The sequence below is a fragment of the Gordonia sp. NPDC003425 genome (assembly GCF_053588635.1).
Window position 1 is genome coordinate 156,112 of sequence record NZ_JBSFQI010000007.1, and the last position, 24,246, is coordinate 180,357.

Genomic DNA, 24,246 nt, shown 5'->3' on the forward strand with positions numbered 1-24,246 from the left:
TAGGTGAGGGTGTTCGCACCCTTGGCACCGCACCCTCGCACGGAACCGGCGGGAGTGGCCCGCAGTATTCGGCGAGATCGCGCCACGTCAGGGCGAGTCCGTACCCTCCGGGCGTCCGGACGCCTCGATGGCCCGCCAGCGACGCGCGTTGTGCCGGGCATCGCTGAGCGCGTCGTGGGCGTCGGCGGGCGCGGGTGGCAGTGCGGGCCGGCCGGCTGCCTCCCAATGCTGTTTGAGTTCCCGCGTGAAGCGGGGAATGGCCCGTGGCAACGCCGTCATCGGCCCCCACAATTGGCAGAGCACCACGTGATCGTAGGCACCCACCCACGCCCACAGTTCGACGTCATTGCCCTCGGCGGTGAAGAACTCCAGCAGGTCCTCGCGGATGCGGCGTCGTGACCGCCACAGCGGCGACGACGGCGACGGCAGCTTGGGCAGCACGTTGGCACGCACCCAGTCGCCGGCCCGCGAGGGATCGAATTCGCTCGACACCGCGTAGTATTCTCGACCGTCCTCGGCGACGACACCGATCGATATGAGCTCGATCGTCCGGCCGTCCTCGATAAACTCCGAGTCGTAGAAGAAACGCATACTGGTAAGTATTCGTCACCCAGCAGAAGTGAAAGCGACCCATGCGCACATTCCTCAGCGCCGCAGATGAGCGACTGCGTCGATGGTCGCCGTCGCGGCGGGTCGGCGCGCTGATCGCGGTCGCGTTCGTGGCATCGGCGGCGCTGCAGATCGTCGGGGTGCCGTTCACCTCCAGTTTCGGTACCCGCACCCGGATCGATCTGGACGTCTACCGGCTCGGTGCGCAGATCTGGCAGCAGGGTCAGAGCCTCTACGCCGACGGATCGATGCCGTTCACCGCCGACGGGATCTGGCTGCCGTTCACCTATCCCCCGTTCGCCGCGCTCACCTTTGTCCCGCTGGGTGCGATGACGCTGGCCGTGGCGGGCGTCCTGATCTCGATCCTGAGCATCGCGCTGCTCGTGGTCGTCGTGCACATCACTCTCACCCTGCTCGGGGTCGGGATCGCGGCCAACCGGTGGTGGATGGCGCTGGCGGTCACCACCGGCGCACTGTGGTTCAACCCGGTCTGGATGACCCTGGGTTTCGGGCAGATCAACATCATCCTGTTGGCGATGATCATCGTCGACGTGTTCCTGGTGGGGCGCGGCCGGTTGCGCCACCTGGCGCCCGCCCAGGGGGTGCTCGTCGGGCTCGCGGCGTCGATCAAGCTCACCCCGCTGGTGTTCATCGCGGTGTTCGCGTCCGCACGCCGGTGGCGCGCCGCCCTCACCGCGGGGGCCACGTTCCTGCTTGCCGGGGCGCTCGCCTGGATCTGGCTGCCCGGCGATTCTCTCGGCTACTGGACGCACACGCTCTTCCACACCACCCGCATCGGGGACCCCGCCGGTCGCATCAATCAGAATCTGAATGCGATGTGGATCCGCATCCTCCCCGACTCCGTCGGCGCCGAACAGCTCGCCTGGGTACTCAGTTCACTGGCGGCCACGGCGCTCGCGGCCGCCGCGGTGTTCGCCTGCCGACCCGCCACCTCGTTCGCGCCCGGTGCCGGGCCGCGTGACCGGGTGAACGCCGTCCTGGCGACCTGCGCGGTGGCCGTGTGGGGTCTGCTGGTGTCCCCCACGTCGTGGGCGCACCACTGGGTGTGGTCCATCCCGCTCATCCTGGCGTGCGCTGTGGTCGCGATGCGCTCGACGGCACGCGCCGCCCAGATCGCCTATTCGACCCTCGTGGTGACCGGTGTGCTCATCTTCGCGATCGGACCATTCCAATTCCTGTCACCGGCGGTCCGCCACTGGTCCCTTCTCGACCATGTGCTCGGCAACGCCTATTCGATCTGGGGCGTGGCGGTTCTCGTCGTTCTCTGGCGGCTGCCGTTGCACGGTGAGCGCACATCCCGGGCAGCGAATGCCGATAGAGAACTCGCCGGGAGTCACTCGGCCTGAACGACCGGTCCCGTCATCCGACGGCGGCTGGTCGACCTCACGCGGCGGAGGCGGACTCGGGCGCATCCGGCTTTCCGGACTCCCCGGCCCCCGACTCCGCGTCCCCCGGCTCCCGGGACTTGGATTCCTTCAGGCTCGCGGCGTAGATGTCGACGTACTGCTGACCGGACAATTGCATGAGCTCGTACATGATCTCGTCGGTGATGGCGCGCTCGATGAACCGGTTGCCCTGCATACCCTCGTAGCGTGCGAAGTTCAGCGGCTTGCCGATGCGCACGGTCACCTTGGTCGGACGGGGGAACACGGTGCCCGGCGGGTTGAACGTATTCGTCCCGATCATCGCCACCGGAATCACGGGGACGCCCGTGTCCAGCGCAACACGCGCCAGGCCGGTCTTGCCCTTGTAGAGCCTGCCGTCGGGCGAGCGGGTGCCCTCCGGGTACATGCCCATCAGGTCGCCCTTCTCCAGCTGTCGTCGGGCGGCGGTGAGCGCACCCGCGGCGGCCTCCGCCCCGGAACGGTCGATGGGGATCTGGCCGACGGCCGTATAGAACCAACGTTGGAATCCGCCGCGCATCCCGGTGCCGTTGAAGTACTCGCTCTTGGCCAGGAAGTAGATGCGCCGCGGCACCATCAGCGGCAGGAAGAAGCTGTCCATCACGGCAAGGTGGTTGCTGGCGAGAATGGCCGGGCCCCGATCAGGGATGTTCTCCAGGCCTTCGACCGTGGGACGGCCCAGCAGACGCAGCAGGGGACCCAGCAACACGTACTTGAAGGTGTAGTACCACATCGACATTCACTCCGTTACGCCACTCACACCGCCGCCGCACGGAAATGCGCGACACGTCTTTGGGAGTGAACTTTACTCACCCGCCTGTGCATCCGTCATGCCATCACCCGCGCCGGTCCTCACACTCGCGGCCCGAGCGCACCCCGCTACGCGAGCGCGGCGCCGCGCTCGGCCAGTGACACGCGGGCCACCTCGGCGGCCCCGATCACGCCCGCGTTCTCTCCGAGCTGGGTGCCGCGAATCCTCGCGAGCTGCCGGTGGCCGGCACCGGTGACCGAGCGTGCGTAATGTTCGCGGGCCTCGTCGAGGAACAGCCCCGACGCGGCACCCACGCCGCCGGCGAGCACGATCAGATCAGGATCGAAGATGTCGGCGATCATCGCCAGGCCCTGTCCGAGTGAGGCGGCGAACGCGGCGAAAGCGGCGATGGCAACCGGATCACCGTCGGCTGCGGCCCCGGCCACGCGTCGACCGGTCAGGGACCCTGGATCGCCGGCCACGTCGGCGGCCAGCTGGCTTCTGCCCCAGTCGGCATCGGCGAGGAGTTCCACCACGGTGTCGACGAGTGCCGTTCCGCTGCAATACCTTTCCCAGCACCCGCGCTTGCCGCACGAACACGGCCTACCGTCGGGCACCACCGTCAGGTGGCCCAGTTCGGGGGCCACCCCGAAGCTGCCGCGATAGAGTGCGCCGTCGATGAGCAGCCCGGCACCGATCCCGGTGCCGATGGCCAGTACGAGGGAGTTGTGCCCGCGGGCTGCCGCGCCGAAGCGGTGTTCGGCAACGGCGGCGGCGTTCGCGTCGTGCTCGGTGATCACCGGGATCCCGACGCGTGCGGTCATCTCCTCGCCCACCCTGGCCTCCCGCCACGGAAGGTGCGGGGCGAACCGGACGACCTGACGGTCCGGGGTGAGAAAGCCCGCCACCGCCAGTCCCACCGCCCGCGCCGCCCACCGTGAGGTGAGTTCGCCGATGAGCCGCTCGAGACAGTGTTCGAGCGCCGCCGCGGTGGGCGGCGTGGCCGCACGCAGCGTGTCGAGCATGGCGCCCCGATCGTCGACCACCGACGCCCGCACGCTGGTGCCGCCGACGTCGATACCGATAGTCAAGTCCCCCATTACTTTTCACCTTCAGGTGCACGCACACGCGGACCGGGCACGGTGGGTGACTGCGGGGTCGATGAGGTGCCGGGTCCGAGTCGCACCGCGATCGGTTGATAATTCCGCGGGGGTGGGGACGAAGGGGCCGGAGTGGCTCGCAGCGCCTTGGCCACCGCTTCGAGGACGGCGATCAGTGCGGCGATCAGCCGCGCGAGCAGGTCGCCGATCTCACCGAGCAACGATGAGATCTCACCTGCGGCGTCGAGGAGTGTCGCGGCACTCGCGCCGCCGGCACCCGCACCGCCGCCTGCACCCGCACCGGTGGACCCGCCGGGTGCCCGGCCCGTCTCGAAGCCGCGAACGCCACCGCCGATGAGCGAGGCGAGCTGATCGATCTGGGCCGCGATACCGAGGATGAACTCACGCACGGGATCGCCGCCCGGCGCCGCGCCGTCCTCGCCCGTCGGATCGGTGCCGCGGCCGCGCTCGTTGCGATCGTCGGTCATGCCCGCACACGGTACCCGGTCGGTCACCGACGAGGCCAGACCGCCGGGTCCGGCCGGAACAACACATGGAGGCGGCCACCGTCCCACGACGCATCCACCACGACGCAGCGACGCAGCACTGACGGCAATCCCAGGCAGTGCCGTACGCCGCTCACGGTCACCAACAGGTCGTCACCGGAGCGTCCCAGCATCAGTTCGTCGGGACGAGGCAGGCGTTGCGACCAGGCGAGTTCGTACACCGGGTCGGCATGGTCGGCGGGCCGGGCGGTGACCTCCGCCGCCGCGGTCCCCCGCGCACATCCGTTCGGATCCCCCAGCGCCACTGCGAGTTTCCGCAATCGGGCGGCCCTGTCCAGCGGTTCGACCGACCGGGTGATGCGCCGCACCGTCACCGCGGGGTCGGCCACCACCGCCTCCGCTCCGATCTCGCGGGGCACGGCTGACACGCCCTCGTTGACGTGCACCGCGGTCAGTGGCAGACCGAGCAGATCGATGGTCGCGAGGTGCTCGGGCAGCAGACGCGCGCCGCGATCGTCGGCACCGACCACCAGGTGGACCGCGACCGCGGTGGCGTCGGTGAGCAATTCGGTCACATCGGCACAGTCCCGGTCGATCGCGTCGAGAGCCGCCGTCAACTGCGCCATGGCCGGACGTTCGGCCGCCGCGGAGAGCCGCCGGTGTCGCGGCCACAGCCGATTCAGCGCCTGGCGCAGCACCGATCCCGCGTCGAGGACCGCGTATGGGTCACCGACCCCCGACAGGTCGACGACGATACGATGCCAGCGTCCGCTCACCGCCTCGTCGCGGATGCGTCGCATGAGTAGGAAGTCGTCGATTCCGGGCAGGGCGACGACCTCGGCCGCGTCGATCCCGGCCACCGTGTCCAGTGCGGGTGGTGACATCTTCGAGCGGCTCGACGCGTCGACGAGCAATGCGGTGAACGCCGACCAGGACCGGGTGGTCAAGTCCAGCCGATCCAGGCACAACAGGTGCAGATGGTTCGAGACCGCGATCGCCTCACCGGGCGCGCGAAACACCCCGAGGATCTCCGGCACCGGAGTCCAGCGGTCGACGGTGATGAGCAGGGTGTGCCGCCGCTCGTCCCCCACGCCGACATCACGCGACCGGCCCCGTGGTCGAAGCACCGCGCCCGCGGCCGCGATCATCGACACACCGGCGCCGCCCGGCCCGAGAACGACGTGGATGGGGGTGAGATCGATCAGCCTTCGACCCTCTTCTTGAGGTCGTTGAGCGCGGCGTCGGTGATCGCCTTCTCGGCACGTCGTTTGAGCTGGCCGATCATGGGCACCATCAGATCCACCATCAATTGATAGGTGACCTTCGTCGATCCGGGGACCTGCTGGCTGAGCAGGTACCGTCCGCGCTGGTCCTTCTGCAGATCGCTGGAGACCAGCTCCCAGGAAACCTCGTCGCCGATCGCGCCCCAGTCATAGCGGAGCACATAGGTGTCCTGCAGAACCCCGGCATCGAGCACGAACCGCACCTCGCGGGCGCGCCCGGTTGAATCCTTCTCGGTCACCTCGACCTCGCGCGCAGCCGTCACCCACGCCGGGTAGTTCTCGAAATCGGCGATCACCGACATGATCTCGTCAGCGTCGGCACCGATCACGATGGACCGTTCGGTGTAGTCGGCCATCAGCCGTCCACACCTGCGGCGGTGACCGCCGGATCACCGACACTGCGACCGGATTCGAGTCGATCCTTGATCTCGAAGGACATGCGCTTACCCAGCACCCGGTACCGGTGATTCAGCGCGACGAGATCCCCACCGGCAACCGCGCCCGCCGGTTCGCCGTGGAGGAAGTAGTGCAGCACGAAACCGTCCATGACGGGTTCGCACCAGATCTCCATCGTGCCCGCGACGGGTCCGGCCACGGTCCACCGCACTCCCTGCGCACCACGGTCGGCGGTGACCGTGAGTCGCAGGTCGGGCCACCAGTGTCGCCACCGGCCACGGTCGTCGAGCGCGGTGGCCGCGAGTTCTGGGGCGGCGGCAACGAACGTCTCGTCGGCCACCTGGATGCTCGTCACAACACTTAGCTTCACATACTCGCCCCAAAGCCGGGTAGAGACCTGCGCACCCCGCTTCCGCGGGCCTGCGCAGACGGACGATTTCGAGTCGATGACGCGCAGCGATACGATCAAAAACGACACATCGACAGTGCCCCGGTGGCGAAAGGTTCCTGCAGCATATGAGTGCCATCCAAAGTGAGTTCAGCGCGCCCGCCGCGTTCACCGTCGGACCCGATGAGAATTGCACCGACATCCTGTTCGGGATCGCCGAGCGCACACCGGGCAAGACCGTGTTCCGGCGTGAGGAACGCGGCGAATGGGTTCCGGTTCGCGCCGACGAGGCAGCGGCCAAGGTCACGGCACTGGCCAAGGGACTGATCGCCTCGGGGATCGCACCGGGCGACCGCGTGGCACTGCTCTCGAGCACTCGCCTGGAGTGGTGCCTGCTCGACTTCGCCATCTGGAGCGCCGGGGCCACCACCGTGCCCATCTACGACTCCTCGTCTGCACCTCAGATCGATTGGATCATGCGCGACTCGGGCGCTGTCGCGATCATCGTCGAGGACGCCAAGCACCGCGTCGCCTTCGACAGTCTCGACTCGCTGCCCGGCCCCGTCCAGGTCTTCCAGATCGACGAGGAGAACGGTCCCGGCATCATGGCCGCACTGACCGCCGCCGGCGCCGAGGTCGACGACGACGAGGTTCACAAGCGCCGCATGACACTCCACTCGGAGTATCCGGCCACGCTGATCTACACCTCCGGGACCACCGGTTTGCCCAAGGGGTGCGAACTGACGCACGCCAACATGCTCTCCGAGGTACGAGGCGTTCTGGAGAGCAACCTCCGGACTCTGCTCGGACCGGAGAAGCGGCTGTTGATGTTCCTGCCTCTGGCACACGTGCTGGCCCGCGCGATCACCTTGGTCGCGATCGAGGCCGGCGTCGAGGTGGGCTTCACCTCCGACACCAAGAACATCGTGGCCACGTTCGGCAATTTCCAGCCGTCACTCATCCTCTCGGTGCCGCGCGTGTTCGAGAAGGTGTACAACAGCGCACACCAGAGCGCCCGCAAGGGCGGCGGCCTCAAGGCGCGGATCTTCCACGAGGCCACCCAGGCCGCCGTCGCCTACTCCAAGGCGACCGAAAGCGGTCGCGTCGGCCCGTTTCTCAAGGTGCGGCACAAGATCTTCGATGTGTTGGTGTTCAGCAAACTCAGGGCCGCACTGGGCGGCCAGTGCGAGCTGGCCATCTCCGGCGGCGCGCCGCTGGGCGCCTTCCTCGGCCACTACTTCAACGGCGTGGGCATCCCCGTCTACGAGGGATACGGACTCACCGAGACCACGGCCGCGTTCAGCGTCAACGTACCCGGTGCGTCGCGCGTTGGCACTGTCGGTAAACCGTTGCCGGGCAACGAGGTTCGTGTCGCAGACGACGGCGAGGTGCTCCTGCACGGCGGCGTCGTGTTCAAGGAGTACTGGAACAACCCGGAGGCCACCGCAACGGCACTGGAGGAGGGTTGGTTCCACACCGGCGACCTGGGCAAGGTGGATGCCGACGGGTTCATCACCATCACCGGCCGCAAGAAGGAACTGATCGTCACCGCGGGAGGCAAGAACGTCTCACCGTCGGGCCTCGAGGACATCATGCGCGCCACCCCACTGGTGTCGCAGGCGGTGGTGGTCGGCGATCAGAAGCCCTTCATCGGTGCGCTGATCACGATCGACCCGGAGGCCTTCCCCGGCTGGAAGCAGAGCACCGGCAAGCCCGCCGACGCAACGGTCTCCGATCTGGCCGACGACCCCGACCTGCGCGCCGAGATCCAGGCGGCGGTCGACGAGGCCAACAAGACGGTGTCGCACGCCGAGGCGATCAAGAAGTTCCGCATCCTGCCGTCGGACTTCTCCGAGGAGAGCGGTGAGATGACACCGACACTCAAGGTGAAGCGCAACGTCGTGGTCGACAAGTACGCCCACGACATCGCCGCGATCTACGGCAAGTAACACGCGGCGGTCCGCATGCGCTGCGGCGCCGTGAGCTGCGGCGCCGCGATTTGTCGGTGGCACGGTTTACGGTGAAACCACGATCGATCGACGCCCCCGTCTCGGGTTTGGTCCGTTTCGGGTTGGTCCGTTTCGGATTTGGTCCGTTTCGGATTTGGTCCGTTTCGGGTGGAGTCGGTCGAAGGGCACCGGTCCGTGATCCTTCCGGTCGAGGCACGTGCCCTCCATCTCCGATGACGTGACCAGAATCCGGCGATGGCCGCAACAACCGAACATCGTGCGTGCCCGCCACAGAGCAGGGTCAAATCCCTTCCCTCTGTGCGATAGGAGCGTCACCGGATGTCAGCATCGTCGTGGTCCGTGTTACCCACCGAGTTTCTCGGTGGGGTGGACCCGGCCTACCCCGACGAGGACGAGATGGTGTCGCTGCTCGGCAGCCTCGACGCCATCCGTCGCGGCGAGTCGTACCTCGCATGGGCGCGCTACCGGATCGTCGCAGTCCTCTACGACCGGCTGGTCGCCGCCCGCGAGATCGGCGACGGCCTGATTGTCGACGGATTCGCCGACGCCGCCGCACGCATCGCGAAACTCTATGCGCTCCCCCGTCGCCGCGCGGAATCGATGCTCGGCGACGCGGTCGCACTGCGCGATCGCCTCCCCGAGGTGTTCGATTGTCTGCGTGACGGTCTCGTCACCGACGAGCAGGCCCGCCTGATCATCGCCCGCACCGATCTGATCGAGGAACGCAATGCGTTGATGCCCGTCGTCGACGGGGCCATCGCGGCCACCCTCCGTGGGAAGAAGGGCGCGTGGACCCGGGCCCGGCTGCGTGACATGGCCGACCGCATAGTCTTCCGAGCCGACCCCCATTGCGTCCGGGAACGTCGCCGCGAGGCCCTGGACAAACGTGGCATGTGGACGGAGAACTTGGGCGACGGCGTCGGCGAGATCACCGGAGTGATGACAGCCGAGAACATCCGCATCGCCGCAGCGGGCGTTCACGCGCTCGCCGACGCCGCCTGCGACCACGACGGCCGCACACGTCCGCAACGCGCCTCCGACGCCATGTTCGCGCTGCTGTCGGGAACTCGTTTCGAATGTCAGTGCGGCCAAGACAACTGCGCCGCAACCATTCCCGACCCCGCCACCATCCCGCCGGCCGACCCCGAAATCGTCATCCACGTGGTCTGCAGCGAAGCCACGCTCACCGCCACCCCGGACACCCACACCCCAGACATCCCCAGCACGCCCGGCACCGCCCCGGCGACGATCGACGTGGAAGCACTCACCGGCTTCCTCGACGGCCACGGCATCATCGGCGACACCCACGTGCGCGACCTGGCGGCGCGGCCCGGTGCGATCATCGCACCACTGGTGCCACCTGACGCGCACCCGGGTCCGGACGGCACCGTCGTCCTACCGGCCCATCAGCCCGCGGACCCGTATCACCCGTCGAACGCACTCGACACGTACGTCCGCTGCCGCGACGGCTACTGCTCCGAACCCGGTTGCGAGTACTCCGCGTGGCGGGCCGACCTCGATCACGTCGAGGAGTACAACCACCACGATCCGGCTGACGGCGGCACCACCGTCGCGGACAATCTCAACGCCAAGTGCCGAACGGGTCATCTGCATAAGACGTTCGGAGAGTGGACCGACGACCAGTACCGCGACAGCAATGGGCGCCTGGTCACCGAGTTCATCACTCCCGAGGGATTTGTCATCCCTGCGGATGCCGAAACCCTCGAAGACCTCTTCCCGGGCCTGCGCGGCATCCGCTTCGAACCACCCGAACCACCACCCCGCCGCCGACGGCGTCGGGATCGCCACCCCGACGACCCCGCCCCCAGCAACCCGGCCCGCCGATCCGGCACCCGGGCCGCGAACAAACATGCCCGTCGGCGTGCCGAGCGACACCGAAACCGCAAGCGCAACAACGCGGGTGGCGACCCGCCCTTCTAGCTCGCACGCGGCGGGTCGGATCACCGCGGACGGTTGGCGAGTGAGATCCGCGGGCTACCCCAAACTGCCGCAGCTACAGCAACTGCCGCAACCGCGCGGCCATGTGCCCCCACTGCCAGTGATCCTCGGTGAAGCGCCGGCCTGCCGCGCCCATGCGCGCCGCGGCCGCTCTGTCTCCGAGGATGCCGAGGATCGCCAGTGCGATGGCAGCGACGTCGGTGCCGTCGACAACGGTGCCGGTGACACCTTCCTGCACCGTTTCCGGTGCACCTCCGGACCTACCCGCAACCACCGGCACACCCGACGCGGATGCCTCCAGGTAAACGATCCCGAATCCCTCCACGTCGAGTCCGCCGCCCCGGGTGCGCGACGGCATCGCGAAAACGTCACCGACGTTGTGATAACTCGGGAGCTCTTCGGCGGGAACCGAACCCGTGAAGATCACGTGCTCGGCAACTCCTTCGTCGGCGGCGAGCTGATGGAGCTTCTTCGCATACGGTCCGCCGCCGACGATGACCAGCGCCGCGTCGGGGATCTCGCGCCGGATCAGCGGGAGCGCGCGGATCAACATGTCCTGCCCTTTGCGCGGCACCAGCCGCGACACGCACGCGATGGTCGGCCGATCCCCCAGCCCCAACTGCTCGCGCACTCTCGCGCGCGCCGCGGCGTCGGGAACGAACCGTCGGGTGTCGACGCCCGGTGGCAGATACTCCAACGCAGCGTCACGACCGAATGCCGAGGCGAACCGGCCGCGCGTGTACTTGCTGACGTAGGTGATGGCATCGGTGTGGTTGCCGATGTAACGCAAGACATTTCGGGCCACCGGCAACATCGACCAGCCCACCTCGTGTCCGTGCGTGCTGGCGATGACGCGGTGGGCACCCGCGCGGCGTAGGTGCGGTGCCAGCACGGCCAGTGGTGCCGCCGCACCGAACCACACGGTGTCGATCTTCTCGGCGCGAACGATCTCGGCCGCACGACGGGCCACGAACGGAGTGGGCAGCATCAGGGTGGTCGGGTGCCGATACACCCGGTAGGGAACGTGCGCGTCGAACTCGACGTGACTCCGCCCGCGCCAGCGCGGCGCATACACCACGATGTCGTCGGCGGGCAGCAACTCGACCAGGTTCTGCAGATACTCCTGGATGCCGCCGGCACGCGGCGGAAAGTCGTTGGTCACCAATAGGGTTCGATGCACTTATCTCCTCATCCGGGCACTTGTTCGGTGAGCCACCGCTGCCAGGACGCCACAAGTTGCGCACGCGTGACGCCCAGCGCCGTCGAGATGGCGACGTCCTGACGGGCGACAACACCCGAGGCGGCGACCCCGCGGTAGAGCGCCTTCAGTCGGACCTCACCGTATCGGTCGGCGACGAAAGCGGCCAGCGACCACGCGGACTGGTAGGCCAGGGCCGATTCCGGTCCCGACACCGCGAACTGCTCATTCGTCGGCAACTGCCGCGGTGGACCGCCCGCGCGTACCGCGGCGGCCAGATCGGGCGCGGCATCCTCGAGCCGAACGTAGGTGCCCTTGCGGCCCACGTACTCCGCGAGACCCTCCGTCATCCACATCGGCGCATCCGCCGCTGTGACCGTACGAGTCGCGACATGTGTCAGCTCGTGGCGCACCACCACACCGAGCACCGGCGACGCCAGGTCCCGCGCAGACGGCGTCAGCACGATCCGCTGACCCGACGCCACGCCTCGGTCGACGGTGCCGAATGTGGTGGCCGCAGCGGCCGCTTGCGTATCGGTCGTACTGCTGCCGGCCACACCGAACTCGGCGGGCTCTGCGGTGGCCACCACCACCGCACGGCGTGGCCACTCGGTGCCCCAGAAGGCGGTCACGGCCGACACCGCGCCCGGGAGTAGGCCGCGGACACGTGTGACGGTCTGCGCCGTCCCCGGATACGACGCCACCACCGACACCCCGCCGCCGGTCAACACGTCGGTGGCGGCGAGCCCGGGCAGCTCCCAGAGCTGCGGATCGGGCACCGGTTCGCTCAGCAGGCGCTGATCGCCGACAAGTCGCCAGGTGTCACCCTCCCCGCTGTCGTAACGAGCGACGATCAGTTGGGTGTCGACGACCACGTCCGGCTCGTCGACACCCGGAAGCGCCGCCCCGCCGAGGGCGTAGTGCAACTCCACCGGCGCCACCCACGTATCGGTACTGCCCGCCGCATCCAGCCGACCGGCCACCTCCGGCGGCACCTGGATCTCGGCCTCTTCCGTGGGCGCGAGCCGGTAGGCGAAGTCGCGCAGCTTCAATGCCCCGCCCCGCGCATCGGCGCTACTCGCGGACGACGACGAGGACGTGCTGCCGCCCCGCGACGCGTCGGCCGAGAGGTTGTCGGCGGCCACCGTGAACCGCGCCACGAATGCACGATCCGCGCCCGCGTCGAACAGGGCACGCAGTGCCGCCTGATCGCCGGATCGGATGTCGCGGGTCAGGTCGTCGAGCAGCCGTTGCACACCCTCGGCGCGTTGTTGCAGGTAGACGTTCGGATTGGTGGTCGTGGTGGCCACCGACGTGCCCGACGTGCCCGACGTGGACGTGGGCGGAGACGAACATGAGAGGGTGCTACCGGCGACCGCAGAGCCCAGGGTCAGGCACACCAGGAATCGACCGATGCTGCGGCGTGCGGCACACACAGCGCGCGGCCGCGGGTCAGGCGTAACGGCGTGCCGCCGCGTATGGCCCGGCCTGGTCGATCGGAACCACCTTCACCGGCACCCCGAACGTGGAGGCATGGATGACGTAGCCGTCGCCGACGTACATGCCGACGTGGTGGGCGTCGGAATAGTAGATGATCAGGTCGCCGGGCTTGAGGTTGTTGCGATCGACCGGTGTACCCGAGGCCATCTGTGCCTCACTCGAGCGGGGAAGGGTTTTGCCTGCCTGCCGGTAGGCCCACACCATCAGTCCCGAGCAGTCGAAGGAATCCGGGCCCGTCGCACCCCACACGTAAGGGTCTCCGATCCGGGTGATGGCCGCCTGGACCGCCACCAGGGACGCCGCAGTGCCCTTCGGGATGAAGCGGGGGTCGAAATCGAACTTCGGTCCACGCAATTCGGCGAGTTGTTTGCCGGTCATCGTCTGATAGATCGCGCGCACCTGGACGGCCTGGAGTTGGAGATCGGCCTGCTTGGCCTGCAGGTCGCCACGAACCCGCTCGGCGGCGGAAACGGCCACCGTGGCCGCGGCAGCGGTGCGGTCGGCGTCGTTCTTGGCGACCGCGGTCTCGGCGCGGGCTCGCTTGAGCCCCTTCAGATCGGCTGCGGCGCGGCGCGAGATCATCTCGAGGCCCGACATCTGGTCGAGCAACGACTGCGGCGAGTCGCTCACCAGCACCGCGTACAACCGGTTGACGCGTGCACCCTTATAGCTCGCGCGCACGATCGTGTCGACCCGCTTCTGGTAGCGGTCGAGCGTCACGCGAGACGTGTCGAGCTTGCCCTGCGCATCGGCGGACGCCTTGCGGGCCGCGGCGACGATCCCCCGCTGCTTGTCGTACTCGATCTGCGCGTTGTGCATGGCCTCGGCCGACTTCTCGGCGTCGGTGCTGAGTTGGGTGTAGCGGGCCAATAGCTGGTCGGCGGTGCGGGTGGGTTCCGCGGTCGCGCGTGGCGCACCCGTGATCGCGCCGAGTTGGGTGACCGCGAGAAGCGCAACGAGGAGCGCGATGACGAACATCGCAGGTCGCATCCGCGTCGACGCGGCCGAACCCGACCCGAAAGGTACCGAAACCACGGTGTTCCTACTCCTAACCGCTTTCGGTCGCCGGACCCGCGGTGTGCCGCGGCAGTGCCGACCACCCTACGGGGGTGGGCACGTCCGGTGACCGGTTCGGGCGGATCACGCGTGTGTGCGCGACCCGCCCGACCTCATACTCTGCTGGCTTCGCGACGCTCAGTAACGCCGGATTCCGGTGAGCTCCCAGTTCTTGACCACATCTTTCTTGACGGGCACACCGTAGGTGGAGGCGTGGATGAACTGCCCGTTGCCGATGTAGAGGCCCGCGTGGCTTCCGCCATTGAAGATGAGCACGTCGCCGGGCTGCGCATCGGCGAGTGTCACCGCGCGTCCGCCGCCGAGCTGACCGTAGCTGTCGCGCGGAATGGTGCGTCCGGCCTGCTTGTAGGACCAGTAGACGAGTCCAGAGCAGTCGAAGGCATTCGGACCGGCCGACCCGTAGGAGTAAGGAGCACCGATCTTGCTCTCCGCCGCCTTCACTGCCTTCTGGCCTGCGGTGAGCACGGGGGCCAGCAGCGACGGGCCGCCCTTGGGCTTGAACTGCTGCGGTACCTGGCCGTCGCTGATGCCCGGGACGCTGAACTTGCCGAGGTTGGGGATCTCGACGGTGGCAGCGGGCGCGGGCTTGGCAACCGGCTTCGCGGCGGGCTGGAACTGCTGTGGGATCTGCTTGGTGTCGACACCGGGCAGCTCGAAATTCCCGAGATTGGGCACGTGGACCGGGGCGGCCAGGGCCGGACCTGCGGCGGCGGCGGCGAGCGAACCGAGCGTGATCGATCCGGCGATCACCGCCTTCTTGGCAACCTTGCCGCGGTCGGGCTGTTCCAAACGATGTTTGGCCACGAAGCGTGTTCTCCTTTGTCTTCTCCCTCGACCGCCGACCGGGTTAGCTGTCGGATTCGGGCCGGAAGAAATGGCCCTACGCGCGTCGTTGCAGGTGCAAACACCCGCATGGAGAGCGCGACTCACCCCGATTCGGATTGCGCCGAAAAAGTGTGGTTCCCCGGTTCGCCGTTGCCATTTGGGCTTCGGCGATTGAGCGGTGACCGTTGCGAACCACTCCTGTTGGAGCGGGACGCTCCGCAAAGGTCTCGGAAAGGTTACGAAATCGGATGCGTGTCTGTCCACTAGGGGACACGATCCGAAAAAACCGTGTCGCGTCAGCTCACCCGCAACGCACGCGGACCGAGTCGCCCGGCGGTGTTCTGACCTGTGCGGATACCACTTCTTGCGGATCGTGCAGCAGAACTCGACGCCATTGCAGACGCGGCGAACACATCGATCGCCGCGAGTATTTCGGCGTCGGGGTCGGCGGGGGCGGCCACCTCGGTCACGACCCCGTCCCTGGGTGCGTTTTCGCAGTTGGGACCGGTAAAGAGCACGTTCATCATGCAGCCCGCACAGGCCTTGTGACGACCGGGACAAGTCGTGCAGTCGATGTGCAACATGTGATCTCCATCTCATTTGTGGTCGGCCGTCGGGTCGGAGTGTTTCCTCGCGTCGTATCGGGCGGCTTCCCCTACTCGTCCGAGGCGACTTCTGGTCCGGAGACGACTCAGTTCGGTCGATCTGCGTTCGAGACGCACACTAGGCACCGGCACCGACAAAACCGTTACGCGCCGAGTGAGGCCCACAACGACGGCACCGGCCGTAACCGCCGGAACCATCCGTCACGGGCGTCGCTCGACAGAACTGTCGTCCCATCGAACTAACGTTCGCGGTGTGACAGTCTCGGGCCATCAACTCTCCTTCACCGATCTCGCCGACGATGGCGTCGCCGACGACTTCTCCGACCGCTCCCTGTTCGAGACAACACTGGTCGTCGTCGACCTCGAGACCACCGGCGGCAGCGCAACCGATGATCGGATCACCGAGATCGGCGCGGTCAAGATCCGTGGGGGTGAGGTGATCGGCGAATTCGCCACGCTCGTCGACCCGGAGCGGTCGATCCCCCCGCAGATCGTGTCGCTCACCGGCATCACCGAGGCCATGGTGTTCGCGGCCCCGCCGATCGCGCAGGTGCTGCCCTCGTTCATCGAGTTCGCGCGCGGCTCGATCCTGGTGGCCCACAACGCGCGATTCGACATGACCTTCTTGCGCCAGAACGCGCTGCGGCTCCATCTGGACTGGCCGTTCACCGCCACGCTGTGCACGGTGACGATGGCGCGACGCATCCTGTCGCGCGAGGAGGCACCAACGGTGCGGCTGTCGGCGCTCGCCGACCTCTTCGACGTCTCCGTGCGCCCCACCCACCGCGCACTCGATGATGCGCGTGCCACCGTCGAGGTGTTCCACCACCTGCTCGAGCGGGTGGGCAATCAGGGAATCCAGAGTTATCGCGAACTCACGCGCTATCTGCCCCGGACCGACCCACGCCTGCGTGCCAAACGTCACCTCGCCGATCACCTGCCCGCCCGGCCCGGTGTCTACCTGTTCCGGGGGCCGTCCGGCGAGGTTCTCTACGTCGGCACCGCCACCGATCTGCGGCGCCGAGTGCGCAGCTATTTCACCGGGGCCGACCCACGCCGACGCATCGGCGAGATGGTGATGCTCGCCACCGGCGTCGACTACGTCGAATGCGCCCACGCGCTGGAGGCCGGTGTGCGTGAGCTGCGGCTGCTCTCCGCCCACGCCCCCGCCTACAACAAGCGGTCCACCCAGCCCTTCCGGGGCTGGTGGGTGACGGTGAGCGCCGAACGGTTCCCCCGGCTGCGCGTCACCCGCTCCCCCGGCGACGTCAGTCTCGGGCCGGTGCCCAACCGCACCACCGCCACGGCCATCGCCGACACCATCTCCCGCGCAGCGGGTCTGCGGACCTGCACCACCCGACTCTCCGGTTCGGCGACGCATCATTGGTGTCGCACACCCGAGGACGGCGGATCACCGGTCGGCGGTTGCGCGGCCGCCGACACCCGTCCCCAGACCGTGCCCGACTACCTGCCACGCGTCACCGCCACCGTCGACCTCCTCACCGGGCAGCGCGACGACCTGCTCGACACGCTCACCGGTCGCCTCGAACGGCTCTCCGCGGCGCACATGTTCGAGACCGCGGCCCGCCACCGCGACCGGGTGGCGGCAACGATCGACAACCTTGCCCGCTGCCAACGCCTGACCGCCTTGTGCTCGATCGCGCAGCTGGTGGTGGCCCGCGGCAACGACTCGGGAGGATGGGAGATCGCGGTGATCCGCCACGGCCGCCTGGCCGCGGCCGGTGTCGCTGCCCGCGGTGTGGCGCCGATGCCCGTCGTCGACATCCTGGTGGCGTCCGCGGAAACCGTGGTTGCCGCCGACGCCGGTCCGCTGCTGGGCGCGCCCGCCGAGGAGGCCGCGCTCCTCTACCGGTGGGTGACCGACACCGGGTCGCGGATCGTGTCGGCCACCGACGCGTTCGCGCTACCCGCCCGCTCCGCACAGCGCAGACTCGAGTGGTCGCAGACGGCCCGGGAGGCCCGTGAGTCGCGAACCGCGGTGCCCGCCCGCCCACTAGGCTTGCGGCCATGATCACCGCCATCGTCCTGATCGACGCCGACGTCCATCAGATCCCGGAAACCGCGCAGGCCGTCGCCGACATTCCCGGTGTCGAAGAGGTGTATTCGTGCGCCGGCGACGTCGACCTGATCGCGAAGATCCGGGTGCGCGATCATGAACAGATCGCCGAGGTGGTGACCGGCCGGATCAATCGACTGCCCGGGGTGCGCCACAGCGCCACCCACATCGCGTTCCGGAGCTACTCCAGTTCCACCGTGGAGGGCGGATTCTCCATCGGCGAGGAGTAGAGACAGCAACCGATGACGGGTCAGGCGCGCGCGAGTGCCCCCGACAGCGCGACCCAGCGATCCAGCAGCGCCGCCGCGGCGCCGGAGTCGATCGCGTCGGCCGCGCGGGCCATGCCCGAACGCAACATGGCGTGCATGCCGGCGTCATCGGTCGGGCCGGTCTGCTCGGTGGCGACGATCGCACCGGCGGCGTTGAGCAGCACCGCATCGCGTACCGGACCGGTGGTGCCGGCCAGCAGGTCGCGCGCGATCGCCGCGTTGACCGTCGCATCACCGCCCTGCAGTGCCGAGAGTTCGACGTAGTCGATGCCGAGTGCTGCCGGGTCCACCGTCAGCGTCCGCACCTCACCTCCCACCACCTGCCACACCGTCGACGTGGTGGTGGTGGTCAACTCGTCGAGACCGTCGTCGCCGCGCACCACCAGCACCGAGCTGTCCCGGTCGGCGAAGGCCCGGGCGAGCACCGGGGCGAGGTCGGCGAATGCGCACCCGATGAGGCCGTGTCGGGGTTGCGCCGGATTCGTCAGCGGTCCGAGCACGTTGAACACCGTCGGAATGCCGATCTGCTGACGCGGCGGGCCGGTGAACCGGAAGGCCGGATGAAAGACCGGGGCGAAGCAGAAACCGATGCCGATCTGGTCCACACCGCGCGCCACGTCGGCCGCCCCGAGCGTGATGGTGACGCCGAGCGCCTCGAGCACGTCGGCGCCACCGCTCTTCGACGATGCCGCGCGGTTGCCGTGTTTGACCACGGCGATGCCGGTGGCCGCCACCACGATCGAGGTCATCGTGGAAATGTTCACCGTGTGCGACCGGTCGCCGCCGGTACCGACGATGTCGACCGCGGGCCGGGACACGTCGACGAGGGTGGCGTGCTCGATCATGGCCTGCGCCAGACCCGACAACTCGGCCGGGGCGGCGCCCTTCATCTTGACGCCGACACCGAAGGCCGCGATCTGCGCGGCAGTGGCGCTGTCGGTCATGATCTCGTTCATCGCCCAGCGGGCCTGCTCGTCGGAGAGGTCGACGCCGTCGGTGACCAGACCGAGGATCTGCGGCCAGGTGAAAGTCTGCGTGCTGCTCACGCCTTGCCACCTTAGTGGGGCCGGTGCGACGAACCTCCCCGGGAGCAGTCCGTCATCCGCCACGATGTTGCAGGATCTGCCACCCGAGGGCGACGCCGCCATGGCGTGAGGCCAGGCTGGCCATCCGCGAGCGCTCCTGTGACAGGTGCACGGCGTCGACCAGCTGCACCCGCGCGAACACCACCACCGTCGTGCCCGCGGGCGCACGCAACCCCGACAATCCGCCCTCGCCGGGGACTCCGCTGTCGGGACCGGCGACCGGTCGGTATCCGTCGAGCGCGGCCAACGTCGCCGCCGCGTCCACCCCGGCGTCGGGCAGGGCGAGCAGGTGGCGCACCACCGACTGCGCGTCGGGTCGCCACATCGAGCCGTCGAGCGCCGCCGACGAGGCCAGCGCGTCGTCGGCGGACTCGGCCACCACGATGAGCGCCGCATCGTCGGGCGTCAGCGTTTCGTCGGATGCGCGCTGACCCCCGGTCACCGCGCGCCGCAACCGATCCCACCGTCGTGGCGGTACCGGCCGGCCGTTCACGTCGTAGGCGCCCGCACCCTGCCCGCCGTGTTCACCCGCAGCCATGAACCGAGCAAACCACCATCGGTCGCGGCCCGCCCGCGTGCGCACCCTCGAACCTGAGAACCTTCCACCGTCCGAAACCGGGCCCGTACCCGCTCGGGCAACACGCCGGAACCCGCCCACCGGCGTCGTCTACCTGCGCGAAGAGAAATAGTTCCCGCGAATATTCGACCCGAGTGGTCACCGCGTACTACGAACCGTCATACTTCAACCTGTGACTAGCGCTGTAGGTACCTCAGGAACAGCCATCACCTCGCGCGTGCACTCGCTGAACCGTCCCAACATGGTGAGCGTCGGCACGATCGTGTGGCTGTCCAGTGAGCTGATGTTCTTCGCGGGACTCTTCGCGATGTACTTCGTCGCACGCGCGAACGCCGGACCCGCCGGCTGGCCGCCGGAGCCCACCGAGCTGAACCTCAAGCTGGCGATTCCCGTCACCACCGTGCTCATCCTGTCGTCGGTGACCTGCCAGATGGGGGTGTTCGCCGCCGAACGCGGTGACGTCTTCGGGCTGCGCCGCTGGTACCTGCTCACGTTCTTCATGGGCGCCTTCTTCGTCTGCGGCCAGGCGTACGAGTACTACCACCTGGTCCACGAGGGCACCACGCTCTCGTCGAGCGCCTACGGGTCGGTGTTCTACATGGCAACCGGCTTCCACGGTCTGCACGTGATCGGCGGACTGATGGCCTTCATCTTCCTGCTGATCCGCACCAAGCTGGCCAAGTTCACGCCGAACCAGGCCACCGCGGCGATCGTCGTCTCGTATTACTGGCACTTCGTCGACATCGTCTGGATCGCCCTGTTCGTCACGATCTACTTCATCCGGTGACGCGACCGTGACGACACACTGACCAGACGCGGGCACCGCTGACGCTCGAGACGCAGCCGCCCCAAGACACAGCACAGAGTCCGTCCGCTTAGTAGAGAGACCAAGATGAGTTCATCTCCACCGCGACCGTCGGATAGCGACGAGGATGCCGGTCAGGCCGACGTGGTCACGTCGAACCGGCCGAGTGCCGCCGCCGCCCGGAAGGCCAAGGCCCGCCGAAAGTTGCGCCGACGCGCCAGCGGCGCACTCCTCCTGCTCGCCGGCCTGCTGTCGGCCGGCGTCATCGCATCGGTGTTGACGCCCAAGCCGCAGGTAGCGGTTGCCGACACCAGCGACGCCGCGCTGATCCAGGACGGCAAGAAGCTCTACGAGAGCTCCTGCATCACCTGTCACGGCGCCAATCTGCAGGGTGTGCCCGACCGCGGACCGTCGCTGATCGGGGTCGGCGACGCCGCCGTGTACTTCCAGGTGTCCACGGGCCGCATGCCCGCAGCCCGCGGTGAAGCGCAGGCACAGCGCAAGCCGGCAAAGTTCAACATGACGCAGATCGACCAGCTCGGCGCCTACGTGCAGTCGATGGGCGGCGGCCCGCGCCCGTATTACGAGCGCAACGCCGACGGCACCCGCAAGACCGAGACGGTGATGCAGCGCCAGCCCGACGGAAGCATGAAGGCCGTGGTCCTCCCGGTGCTCGCGCAGTCGTCGCTGCGCGGCGAGAACCTCGGGCGCGGTAGCGAACTGTTCCGGCTCAACTGCGCGTCGTGCCACAACTTCACCGGTCGTGGTGGCGCGCTGTCGTCGGGCAAGTACGCCCCGACCCTGAGTCACGTCGAAGAGCAGCAGATCTACACGGCCATGCTCACCGGCCCGCAGAACATGCCGAAGTTCTCCAATCGTCAGCTCTCCGTCGACGAGAAGAAGGACATCATCGGATTCATCAAGTACGTCACCGAGTCGAAGCCGCAGGGCGGATTCAGCCTCGGCGGGTTCGGCCCCGTCAGCGAGGGCATGGTGATGTGGTTTGTCGGAGTTGTGGCGGTCGTCGCCGCCGCGATGTGGATGGGATCACGAGCATGAGCGCCAGCGGTAAGGACACCCCGTCGCCTGACGAGCTGGACCAGATGAGCAACGACGAACTGGTCAAGCTCGGCACCAACCTCGACGGCGTGGAGATCATCCACCGCGGCGAGCGTTTCCCCGAGCCGGGTACCAAGGTCGAGAAGCGCGCGGAGCGCCAGGTCGCCCTCTGGTTCACGATCTCGGGAATCTCGGCGATCGCCTGTTTCGTCATCTTCCTGTGGGATCACTGGCACTTCGCCATGCCCGGCACCGCCGGCTACTGGTGGTACACGCTGTACACCCCCTTGCTGGGCGTGACATTCGGCCTGTCGATCCTGTCGATCGGCATCGCTCTGGTGCTGATCACCAAGAAGTTCATCCCGTCGGAGATCTCGGTGCAGGACCGTCACGACGGCCCCGGCTCGACCGAACTCGACAAGAAGACCATCGTCGCCGAGCTCACCGACTCGGGTACCTCGTCGACGCTGGGTCGCCGCAAGATGCTGATCGGCTCCGCGTTGTTCAGTTTCGGCGCCCTCGCGGTCACCGGCCTCGTCGCCGGACTCGGCGGGTTCATCAAGAACCCGTGGGCCAAACGCGAGGACGCCCCGCTGTGGCACACCGGCTGGTCGCCGATCTACAACCCGAAGTCCCAACCCAACGAGACGGTCTTCCTGCGCCGCGACACCGGCAACCCGCTGCAGGTGGCGCTGGTGCGACCCGAAGACCTCGATTCGGGCGCGATGGAAACGGTGTTCCCGTGGCGTGTGTCCGACGGATTCGGTGAGACCGAGGAGTCCCGGGAACGCCTGATCTGGGGATTGCGCTACGTCTCCAACCCCGTGATGCTGATCCGCCTGCGGCCCGAGGACGGCGCTCACGTGATCAAGCGTCGCGGCCAGGAGAGCTTCAACTACGGCGACTACTACGCCTACACCAAGGTGTGCAGCCACCTCGGCTGCCCGACGTCGCTCTACGAGCAGCGCACCAACCGCATCCTCTGCCCCTGCCACCAGTCGCAGTTCAACGCACTCGAATACGCCAAGCCGGTCTTCGGCCCGGCCGCGCGTGCCCTGGCACAACTGCCGCTCACGGTGAATGATCAGGGATACATGGTCGCCGCGGGCGACTTCATCGAACCCGTCGGACCGGCATTCTGGGAGCGCAAGTCATGAGCAATCGTCTCGCGAAGCAGGCCGAGGAGATGGACAGCCGCTATCACCTCGCGTCGGGTATGCGGCGGCAGATCAACAAGGTCTTCCCCAGCCACTGGTCGTTCATGCTCGGTGAGGTCGCCCTCTACAGCTTCGTCATCCTGCTGATCTCGGGCGTCTACCTGACCTTCTTCTTCGACCCGTCGATGTCGGAGGTCACCTACCACGGCGCCTACCAGCCACTCAACGGCGTCATGATGACGCGGGCGTACGAGACCACCCTGAACATCTCGTTCGAGGTCCGTGGCGGCCTGTTCGTCCGTCAGGTGCACCACTGGGCGGCACTGCTGTTCGCGGCGTCGATCATCATCCACATGGCGCGCATCTTCTTCACCGGTGCGTTCCGTCGCCCGCGTGAGGCCAACTGGATCATCGGCTGCCTGCTGCTGATCCTGGCGATGTTCGAGGGCTTCTTCGGCTACTCGCTGCCCGACGACCTGCTCTCGGGTACCGGCGTCCGCGCGGCCATGAGTGGCATCGTGCTCGGAATCCCGTTGGTGGGCACCTGGATTCACTGGGCGCTGTTCGGCGGCCAGTTCCCCGGCGACATCATCATCCCGCGCCTGTACGTGCTGCACATCCTGTTGTTCCCGGGCATCATCCTGGCGCTCATCGGCGCACACCTCGCGCTGGTCTGGTACCAGAAGCACACCCAGTTCCCCGGCCCGGGACGCACCGAGAAGAACGTTGTCGGCGTCCGCATCATGCCGGTCTTCGCTGCCAAGGGTGGTGCGATGTTCGCCCTGACCGCCGGCATCCTGGCCATCATGGCCGGCATCTTCCAGATCAACCCGGTCTGGGTGCTCGGGCCCTACAACCCCGCGCACGTGTCGGCGGGCTCCCAGCCCGACATCTACATGATGTGGACCGACGGTTTGGCGCGTCTGATGCCCGCCTGGGAGCTGTACCTGGGTCATTACACGATTCCCGCGATCTTCTGGGTGGTCGTGATCATCACGATCATGTTCGTGGTGATGTTCGCCTACCCGTGGATCGAGAAGAGCCTCACCGGCGACGACGCCCATCACAACCTGCTGCAGCGGCCGCGTGACACCCCGGTGCGCACCGCGATCGGCGCGATGGCGTTGTCCTTCTACATCATCCTGACGTTGAGCTGCATGAACGACATCATCGCGCTCAAGTTCCACATCTCGCTCAACGCGACCACGTGGATGGGCCGTATCGGCCTGATCATCGTGCCGCCGATCGCGTACTTCATCGCCTACCGCTGGGCACTGGCGTTGCAGCGCAGCGATCGGATGGTGCTCGAGCACGGCATCGAGACCGGCATCATCAAGCGGCTGCCGCAGGGCGAGTACATCGAGGTGCACCAGCCCCTCGGACCTGTCGACGATCATGGCCACCCGATTCCGCTGCCCTACGAGGGTGCAGCACTGCCGAAGCGGATGAACAAGCTCGGATCGTCGGGTGCGCCCGGCACCGGCTCCATTCTGCTGGCCGATCCGCCGGAGGAGCAGCGACGCAACGTGGACGTCGAGCACGAGAACGAACTCGCCGAACAGAAGGCGTTGCGCGAACTGCAGGCGAAGGGCGGCAACCCGCTCGAGTAGCCGCACCCGCGGGCGA

23 protein-coding genes and 1 riboswitch are annotated in these 24,246 nt (G+C 67.7%); of the genes, 9 read left to right on the forward strand and 14 right to left on the reverse strand.

Annotated elements, in window-relative coordinates; all coding sequences use genetic code 11:
• Window positions 1-87: 87 nt before the first annotated feature.
• Complete coding sequence (locus ACWDTD_RS11045; protein WP_449747143.1) at window positions 88-591, reverse strand: polyadenylate-specific 3'-exoribonuclease AS; 504 nt, start codon at window positions 589-591, stop codon at window positions 88-90.
• A 41-nt stretch (window positions 592-632) separates the two neighbouring features.
• On the opposite strand from ACWDTD_RS11045, the gene ACWDTD_RS11050 reads away from it, so the two are divergent.
• Window positions 633-1,976 carry a glycosyltransferase 87 family protein gene (locus tag ACWDTD_RS11050; RefSeq protein WP_449747144.1) on the forward strand — a complete coding sequence of 448 codons (1,344 nt, stop codon included), beginning with the start codon at window positions 633-635 and terminating at the stop codon, window positions 1,974-1,976.
• Window positions 1,977-2,013: 37 nt separating this feature from the next.
• Here the strand turns inward: ACWDTD_RS11050 and ACWDTD_RS11055 are convergent, their stop codons facing one another.
• The 6 genes from ACWDTD_RS11055 to ACWDTD_RS11080 all read right to left on the reverse strand — a co-directional run bounded on the left by ACWDTD_RS11055 (window position 2,014) and on the right by ACWDTD_RS11080 (window position 6,439).
• Complete coding sequence (locus tag ACWDTD_RS11055; RefSeq protein WP_449747145.1) at window positions 2,014-2,766, reverse strand: lysophospholipid acyltransferase family protein; 753 nt, start codon at window positions 2,764-2,766, stop codon at window positions 2,014-2,016.
• A 146-nt stretch (window positions 2,767-2,912) separates the two neighbouring features.
• Window positions 2,913-3,884: an ROK family protein gene (locus ACWDTD_RS11060; RefSeq protein WP_449747146.1), complete on the reverse strand. Its 972-nt coding sequence runs from the start codon at window positions 3,882-3,884 to the stop codon at window positions 2,913-2,915.
• The gene (locus ACWDTD_RS11065; protein WP_449747147.1) at window positions 3,884-4,372 is read right to left on the reverse strand and encodes a hypothetical protein; all 489 of its coding nucleotides are present in this window, start codon (window positions 4,370-4,372) and stop codon (window positions 3,884-3,886) included. Before ACWDTD_RS11065 ends, ACWDTD_RS11060 begins: the two co-directional genes overlap by 1 nt.
• 23 nt (window positions 4,373-4,395) lie before the next feature.
• A complete protein-coding gene (locus tag ACWDTD_RS11070; RefSeq protein ID WP_449747148.1) occupies window positions 4,396-5,538 on the reverse strand; it encodes an ArsA family ATPase in 1,143 nt (380 codons plus the stop codon).
• Window positions 5,539-5,591: 53 nt separating this feature from the next.
• The gene (locus ACWDTD_RS11075; RefSeq protein WP_449747149.1) at window positions 5,592-6,029 is read right to left on the reverse strand and encodes an SRPBCC family protein; all 438 of its coding nucleotides are present in this window, start codon (window positions 6,027-6,029) and stop codon (window positions 5,592-5,594) included.
• A complete protein-coding gene (locus ACWDTD_RS11080; protein WP_449747150.1) occupies window positions 6,029-6,439 on the reverse strand; it encodes a hypothetical protein in 411 nt (136 codons plus the stop codon). The genes ACWDTD_RS11075 and ACWDTD_RS11080 overlap by 1 nt, the downstream gene beginning before the upstream one ends.
• A 146-nt stretch (window positions 6,440-6,585) precedes the next feature.
• Between ACWDTD_RS11080 and ACWDTD_RS11085 the strand changes: the two genes are divergently transcribed.
• On the forward strand, window positions 6,586-8,406 hold the full coding sequence (locus tag ACWDTD_RS11085; protein ID WP_449747151.1) for an AMP-dependent synthetase/ligase: 1,821 nt from the start codon (window positions 6,586-6,588) through the stop codon (window positions 8,404-8,406).
• Window positions 8,407-8,745: 339 nt separating this feature from the next.
• Entirely contained in the window at window positions 8,746-10,368 is a 1,623-nt protein-coding gene (locus ACWDTD_RS11090; protein ID WP_449747152.1) for a DUF222 domain-containing protein, read from the forward strand.
• A 73-nt stretch (window positions 10,369-10,441) separates the two neighbouring features.
• Here the strand turns inward: ACWDTD_RS11090 and ACWDTD_RS11095 are convergent, their stop codons facing one another.
• The 5 genes from ACWDTD_RS11095 to ACWDTD_RS11115 all read right to left on the reverse strand — a co-directional run bounded on the left by ACWDTD_RS11095 (window position 10,442) and on the right by ACWDTD_RS11115 (window position 15,456).
• Window positions 10,442-11,566: a glycosyltransferase family 4 protein gene (locus tag ACWDTD_RS11095; protein WP_449747153.1), complete on the reverse strand. Its 1,125-nt coding sequence runs from the start codon at window positions 11,564-11,566 to the stop codon at window positions 10,442-10,444.
• An 8-nt stretch (window positions 11,567-11,574) separates the two neighbouring features.
• Window positions 11,575-12,894 (reverse strand): hypothetical protein, encoded by a 1,320-nt coding sequence (locus ACWDTD_RS11100; RefSeq protein ID WP_449747154.1) that lies wholly within the window; start codon window positions 12,892-12,894, stop codon window positions 11,575-11,577.
• Between the two features lie 142 nt (window positions 12,895-13,036).
• Window positions 13,037-14,062 (reverse strand): NlpC/P60 family protein, encoded by a 1,026-nt coding sequence (locus ACWDTD_RS11105; protein WP_449747247.1) that lies wholly within the window; start codon window positions 14,060-14,062, stop codon window positions 13,037-13,039.
• 216 nt (window positions 14,063-14,278) lie between these two features.
• Window positions 14,279-14,965 (reverse strand): C40 family peptidase, encoded by a 687-nt coding sequence (locus ACWDTD_RS11110; protein ID WP_449747155.1) that lies wholly within the window; start codon window positions 14,963-14,965, stop codon window positions 14,279-14,281.
• Between the two features lie 17 nt (window positions 14,966-14,982).
• Window positions 14,983-15,166: riboswitch (cyclic di-AMP (ydaO/yuaA leader) on the reverse strand.
• A 116-nt stretch (window positions 15,167-15,282) separates the two neighbouring features.
• Window positions 15,283-15,456, reverse strand: coding sequence for a hypothetical protein (locus ACWDTD_RS11115; protein ID WP_449747156.1), 174 nt, complete (start codon window positions 15,454-15,456; stop codon window positions 15,283-15,285).
• A 388-nt stretch (window positions 15,457-15,844) separates the two neighbouring features.
• Between ACWDTD_RS11115 and ACWDTD_RS11120 the strand changes: the two genes are divergently transcribed.
• Both ACWDTD_RS11120 and ACWDTD_RS11125 read left to right on the forward strand, forming a co-directional pair.
• Window positions 15,845-17,623 carry a DEDD exonuclease domain-containing protein gene (locus ACWDTD_RS11120; RefSeq protein ID WP_449747157.1) on the forward strand — a complete coding sequence of 593 codons (1,779 nt, stop codon included), beginning with the start codon at window positions 15,845-15,847 and terminating at the stop codon, window positions 17,621-17,623.
• Entirely contained in the window at window positions 17,620-17,898 is a 279-nt protein-coding gene (locus tag ACWDTD_RS11125; protein WP_449747158.1) for an Lrp/AsnC family transcriptional regulator, read from the forward strand. Before ACWDTD_RS11120 ends, ACWDTD_RS11125 begins: the two co-directional genes overlap by 4 nt.
• 20 nt (window positions 17,899-17,918) lie before the next feature.
• Here the strand turns inward: ACWDTD_RS11125 and trpD are convergent, their stop codons facing one another.
• Entirely contained in the window at window positions 17,919-18,983 is a 1,065-nt protein-coding gene (gene trpD, locus ACWDTD_RS11130; RefSeq protein WP_449747159.1) for an anthranilate phosphoribosyltransferase, read from the reverse strand.
• A 52-nt stretch (window positions 18,984-19,035) separates the two neighbouring features.
• Window positions 19,036-19,560: a hypothetical protein gene (locus ACWDTD_RS11135; protein ID WP_449747160.1), complete on the reverse strand. Its 525-nt coding sequence runs from the start codon at window positions 19,558-19,560 to the stop codon at window positions 19,036-19,038.
• A gap of 211 nt (window positions 19,561-19,771) precedes the next feature.
• Here ACWDTD_RS11135 and ctaE point away from each other — a divergent pair, with 211 nt between their 5' ends.
• The 4 genes from ctaE to qcrB all read left to right on the forward strand — a co-directional run bounded on the left by ctaE (window position 19,772) and on the right by qcrB (window position 24,230).
• Complete coding sequence (gene ctaE / locus ACWDTD_RS11140; RefSeq protein ID WP_449747161.1) at window positions 19,772-20,386, forward strand: aa3-type cytochrome oxidase subunit III; 615 nt, start codon at window positions 19,772-19,774, stop codon at window positions 20,384-20,386.
• A 105-nt stretch (window positions 20,387-20,491) separates the two neighbouring features.
• Entirely contained in the window at window positions 20,492-21,463 is a 972-nt protein-coding gene (gene qcrC / locus ACWDTD_RS11145) for a cytochrome bc1 complex diheme cytochrome c subunit (RefSeq protein ID WP_449747162.1), read from the forward strand.
• On the forward strand, window positions 21,460-22,620 hold the full coding sequence (gene qcrA, locus ACWDTD_RS11150; protein ID WP_449747163.1) for a cytochrome bc1 complex Rieske iron-sulfur subunit: 1,161 nt from the start codon (window positions 21,460-21,462) through the stop codon (window positions 22,618-22,620). Before qcrC ends, qcrA begins: the two co-directional genes overlap by 4 nt.
• Window positions 22,617-24,230: a cytochrome bc1 complex cytochrome b subunit gene (gene qcrB / locus ACWDTD_RS11155; RefSeq protein ID WP_449747164.1), complete on the forward strand. Its 1,614-nt coding sequence runs from the start codon at window positions 22,617-22,619 to the stop codon at window positions 24,228-24,230. The genes qcrA and qcrB overlap by 4 nt, the downstream gene beginning before the upstream one ends.
• Window positions 24,231-24,246 lie beyond the last annotated feature (16 nt).

Excerpts from the sequence above, each read along its gene's own strand:
- ACWDTD_RS11050 (WP_449747144.1), top strand. The coding sequence starts at position 633 with ATGCGCACATTCCTCAGCGCCGCAGATGAGCGACTGCGTCGATGGTCG.
- ACWDTD_RS11055 (WP_449747145.1), bottom strand. The coding sequence starts at position 2,766 with ATGTGGTACTACACCTTCAAGTACGTGTTGCTGGGTCCCCTGCTGCGT.
- qcrA (WP_449747163.1), top strand. The coding sequence starts at position 21,460 with ATGAGCGCCAGCGGTAAGGACACCCCGTCGCCTGACGAGCTGGACCAG.
- ACWDTD_RS11045 (WP_449747143.1), bottom strand. The coding sequence starts at position 591 with ATGCGTTTCTTCTACGACTCGGAGTTTATCGAGGACGGCCGGACGATC.
- qcrC (WP_449747162.1), top strand. The coding sequence starts at position 20,492 with ATGAGTTCATCTCCACCGCGACCGTCGGATAGCGACGAGGATGCCGGT.
- ACWDTD_RS11090 (WP_449747152.1), top strand. The coding sequence starts at position 8,746 with ATGTCAGCATCGTCGTGGTCCGTGTTACCCACCGAGTTTCTCGGTGGG.
- ACWDTD_RS11075 (WP_449747149.1), bottom strand. The coding sequence starts at position 6,029 with ATGGCCGACTACACCGAACGGTCCATCGTGATCGGTGCCGACGCTGAC.
- ACWDTD_RS11135 (WP_449747160.1), bottom strand. The coding sequence starts at position 19,560 with ATGGCTGCGGGTGAACACGGCGGGCAGGGTGCGGGCGCCTACGACGTG.
- qcrB (WP_449747164.1), top strand. The coding sequence starts at position 22,617 with ATGAGCAATCGTCTCGCGAAGCAGGCCGAGGAGATGGACAGCCGCTAT.
- ACWDTD_RS11085 (WP_449747151.1), top strand. The coding sequence starts at position 6,586 with ATGAGTGCCATCCAAAGTGAGTTCAGCGCGCCCGCCGCGTTCACCGTC.
- ACWDTD_RS11125 (WP_449747158.1), top strand. The coding sequence starts at position 17,620 with ATGATCACCGCCATCGTCCTGATCGACGCCGACGTCCATCAGATCCCG.
- ACWDTD_RS11060 (WP_449747146.1), bottom strand. The coding sequence starts at position 3,884 with ATGGGGGACTTGACTATCGGTATCGACGTCGGCGGCACCAGCGTGCGG.
- ACWDTD_RS11065 (WP_449747147.1), bottom strand. The coding sequence starts at position 4,372 with ATGACCGACGATCGCAACGAGCGCGGCCGCGGCACCGATCCGACGGGC.
- ACWDTD_RS11105 (WP_449747247.1), bottom strand. The coding sequence starts at position 14,062 with ATGTTCGTCATCGCGCTCCTCGTTGCGCTTCTCGCGGTCACCCAACTC.
- ACWDTD_RS11070 (WP_449747148.1), bottom strand. The coding sequence starts at position 5,538 with ATGATCGCGGCCGCGGGCGCGGTGCTTCGACCACGGGGCCGGTCGCGT.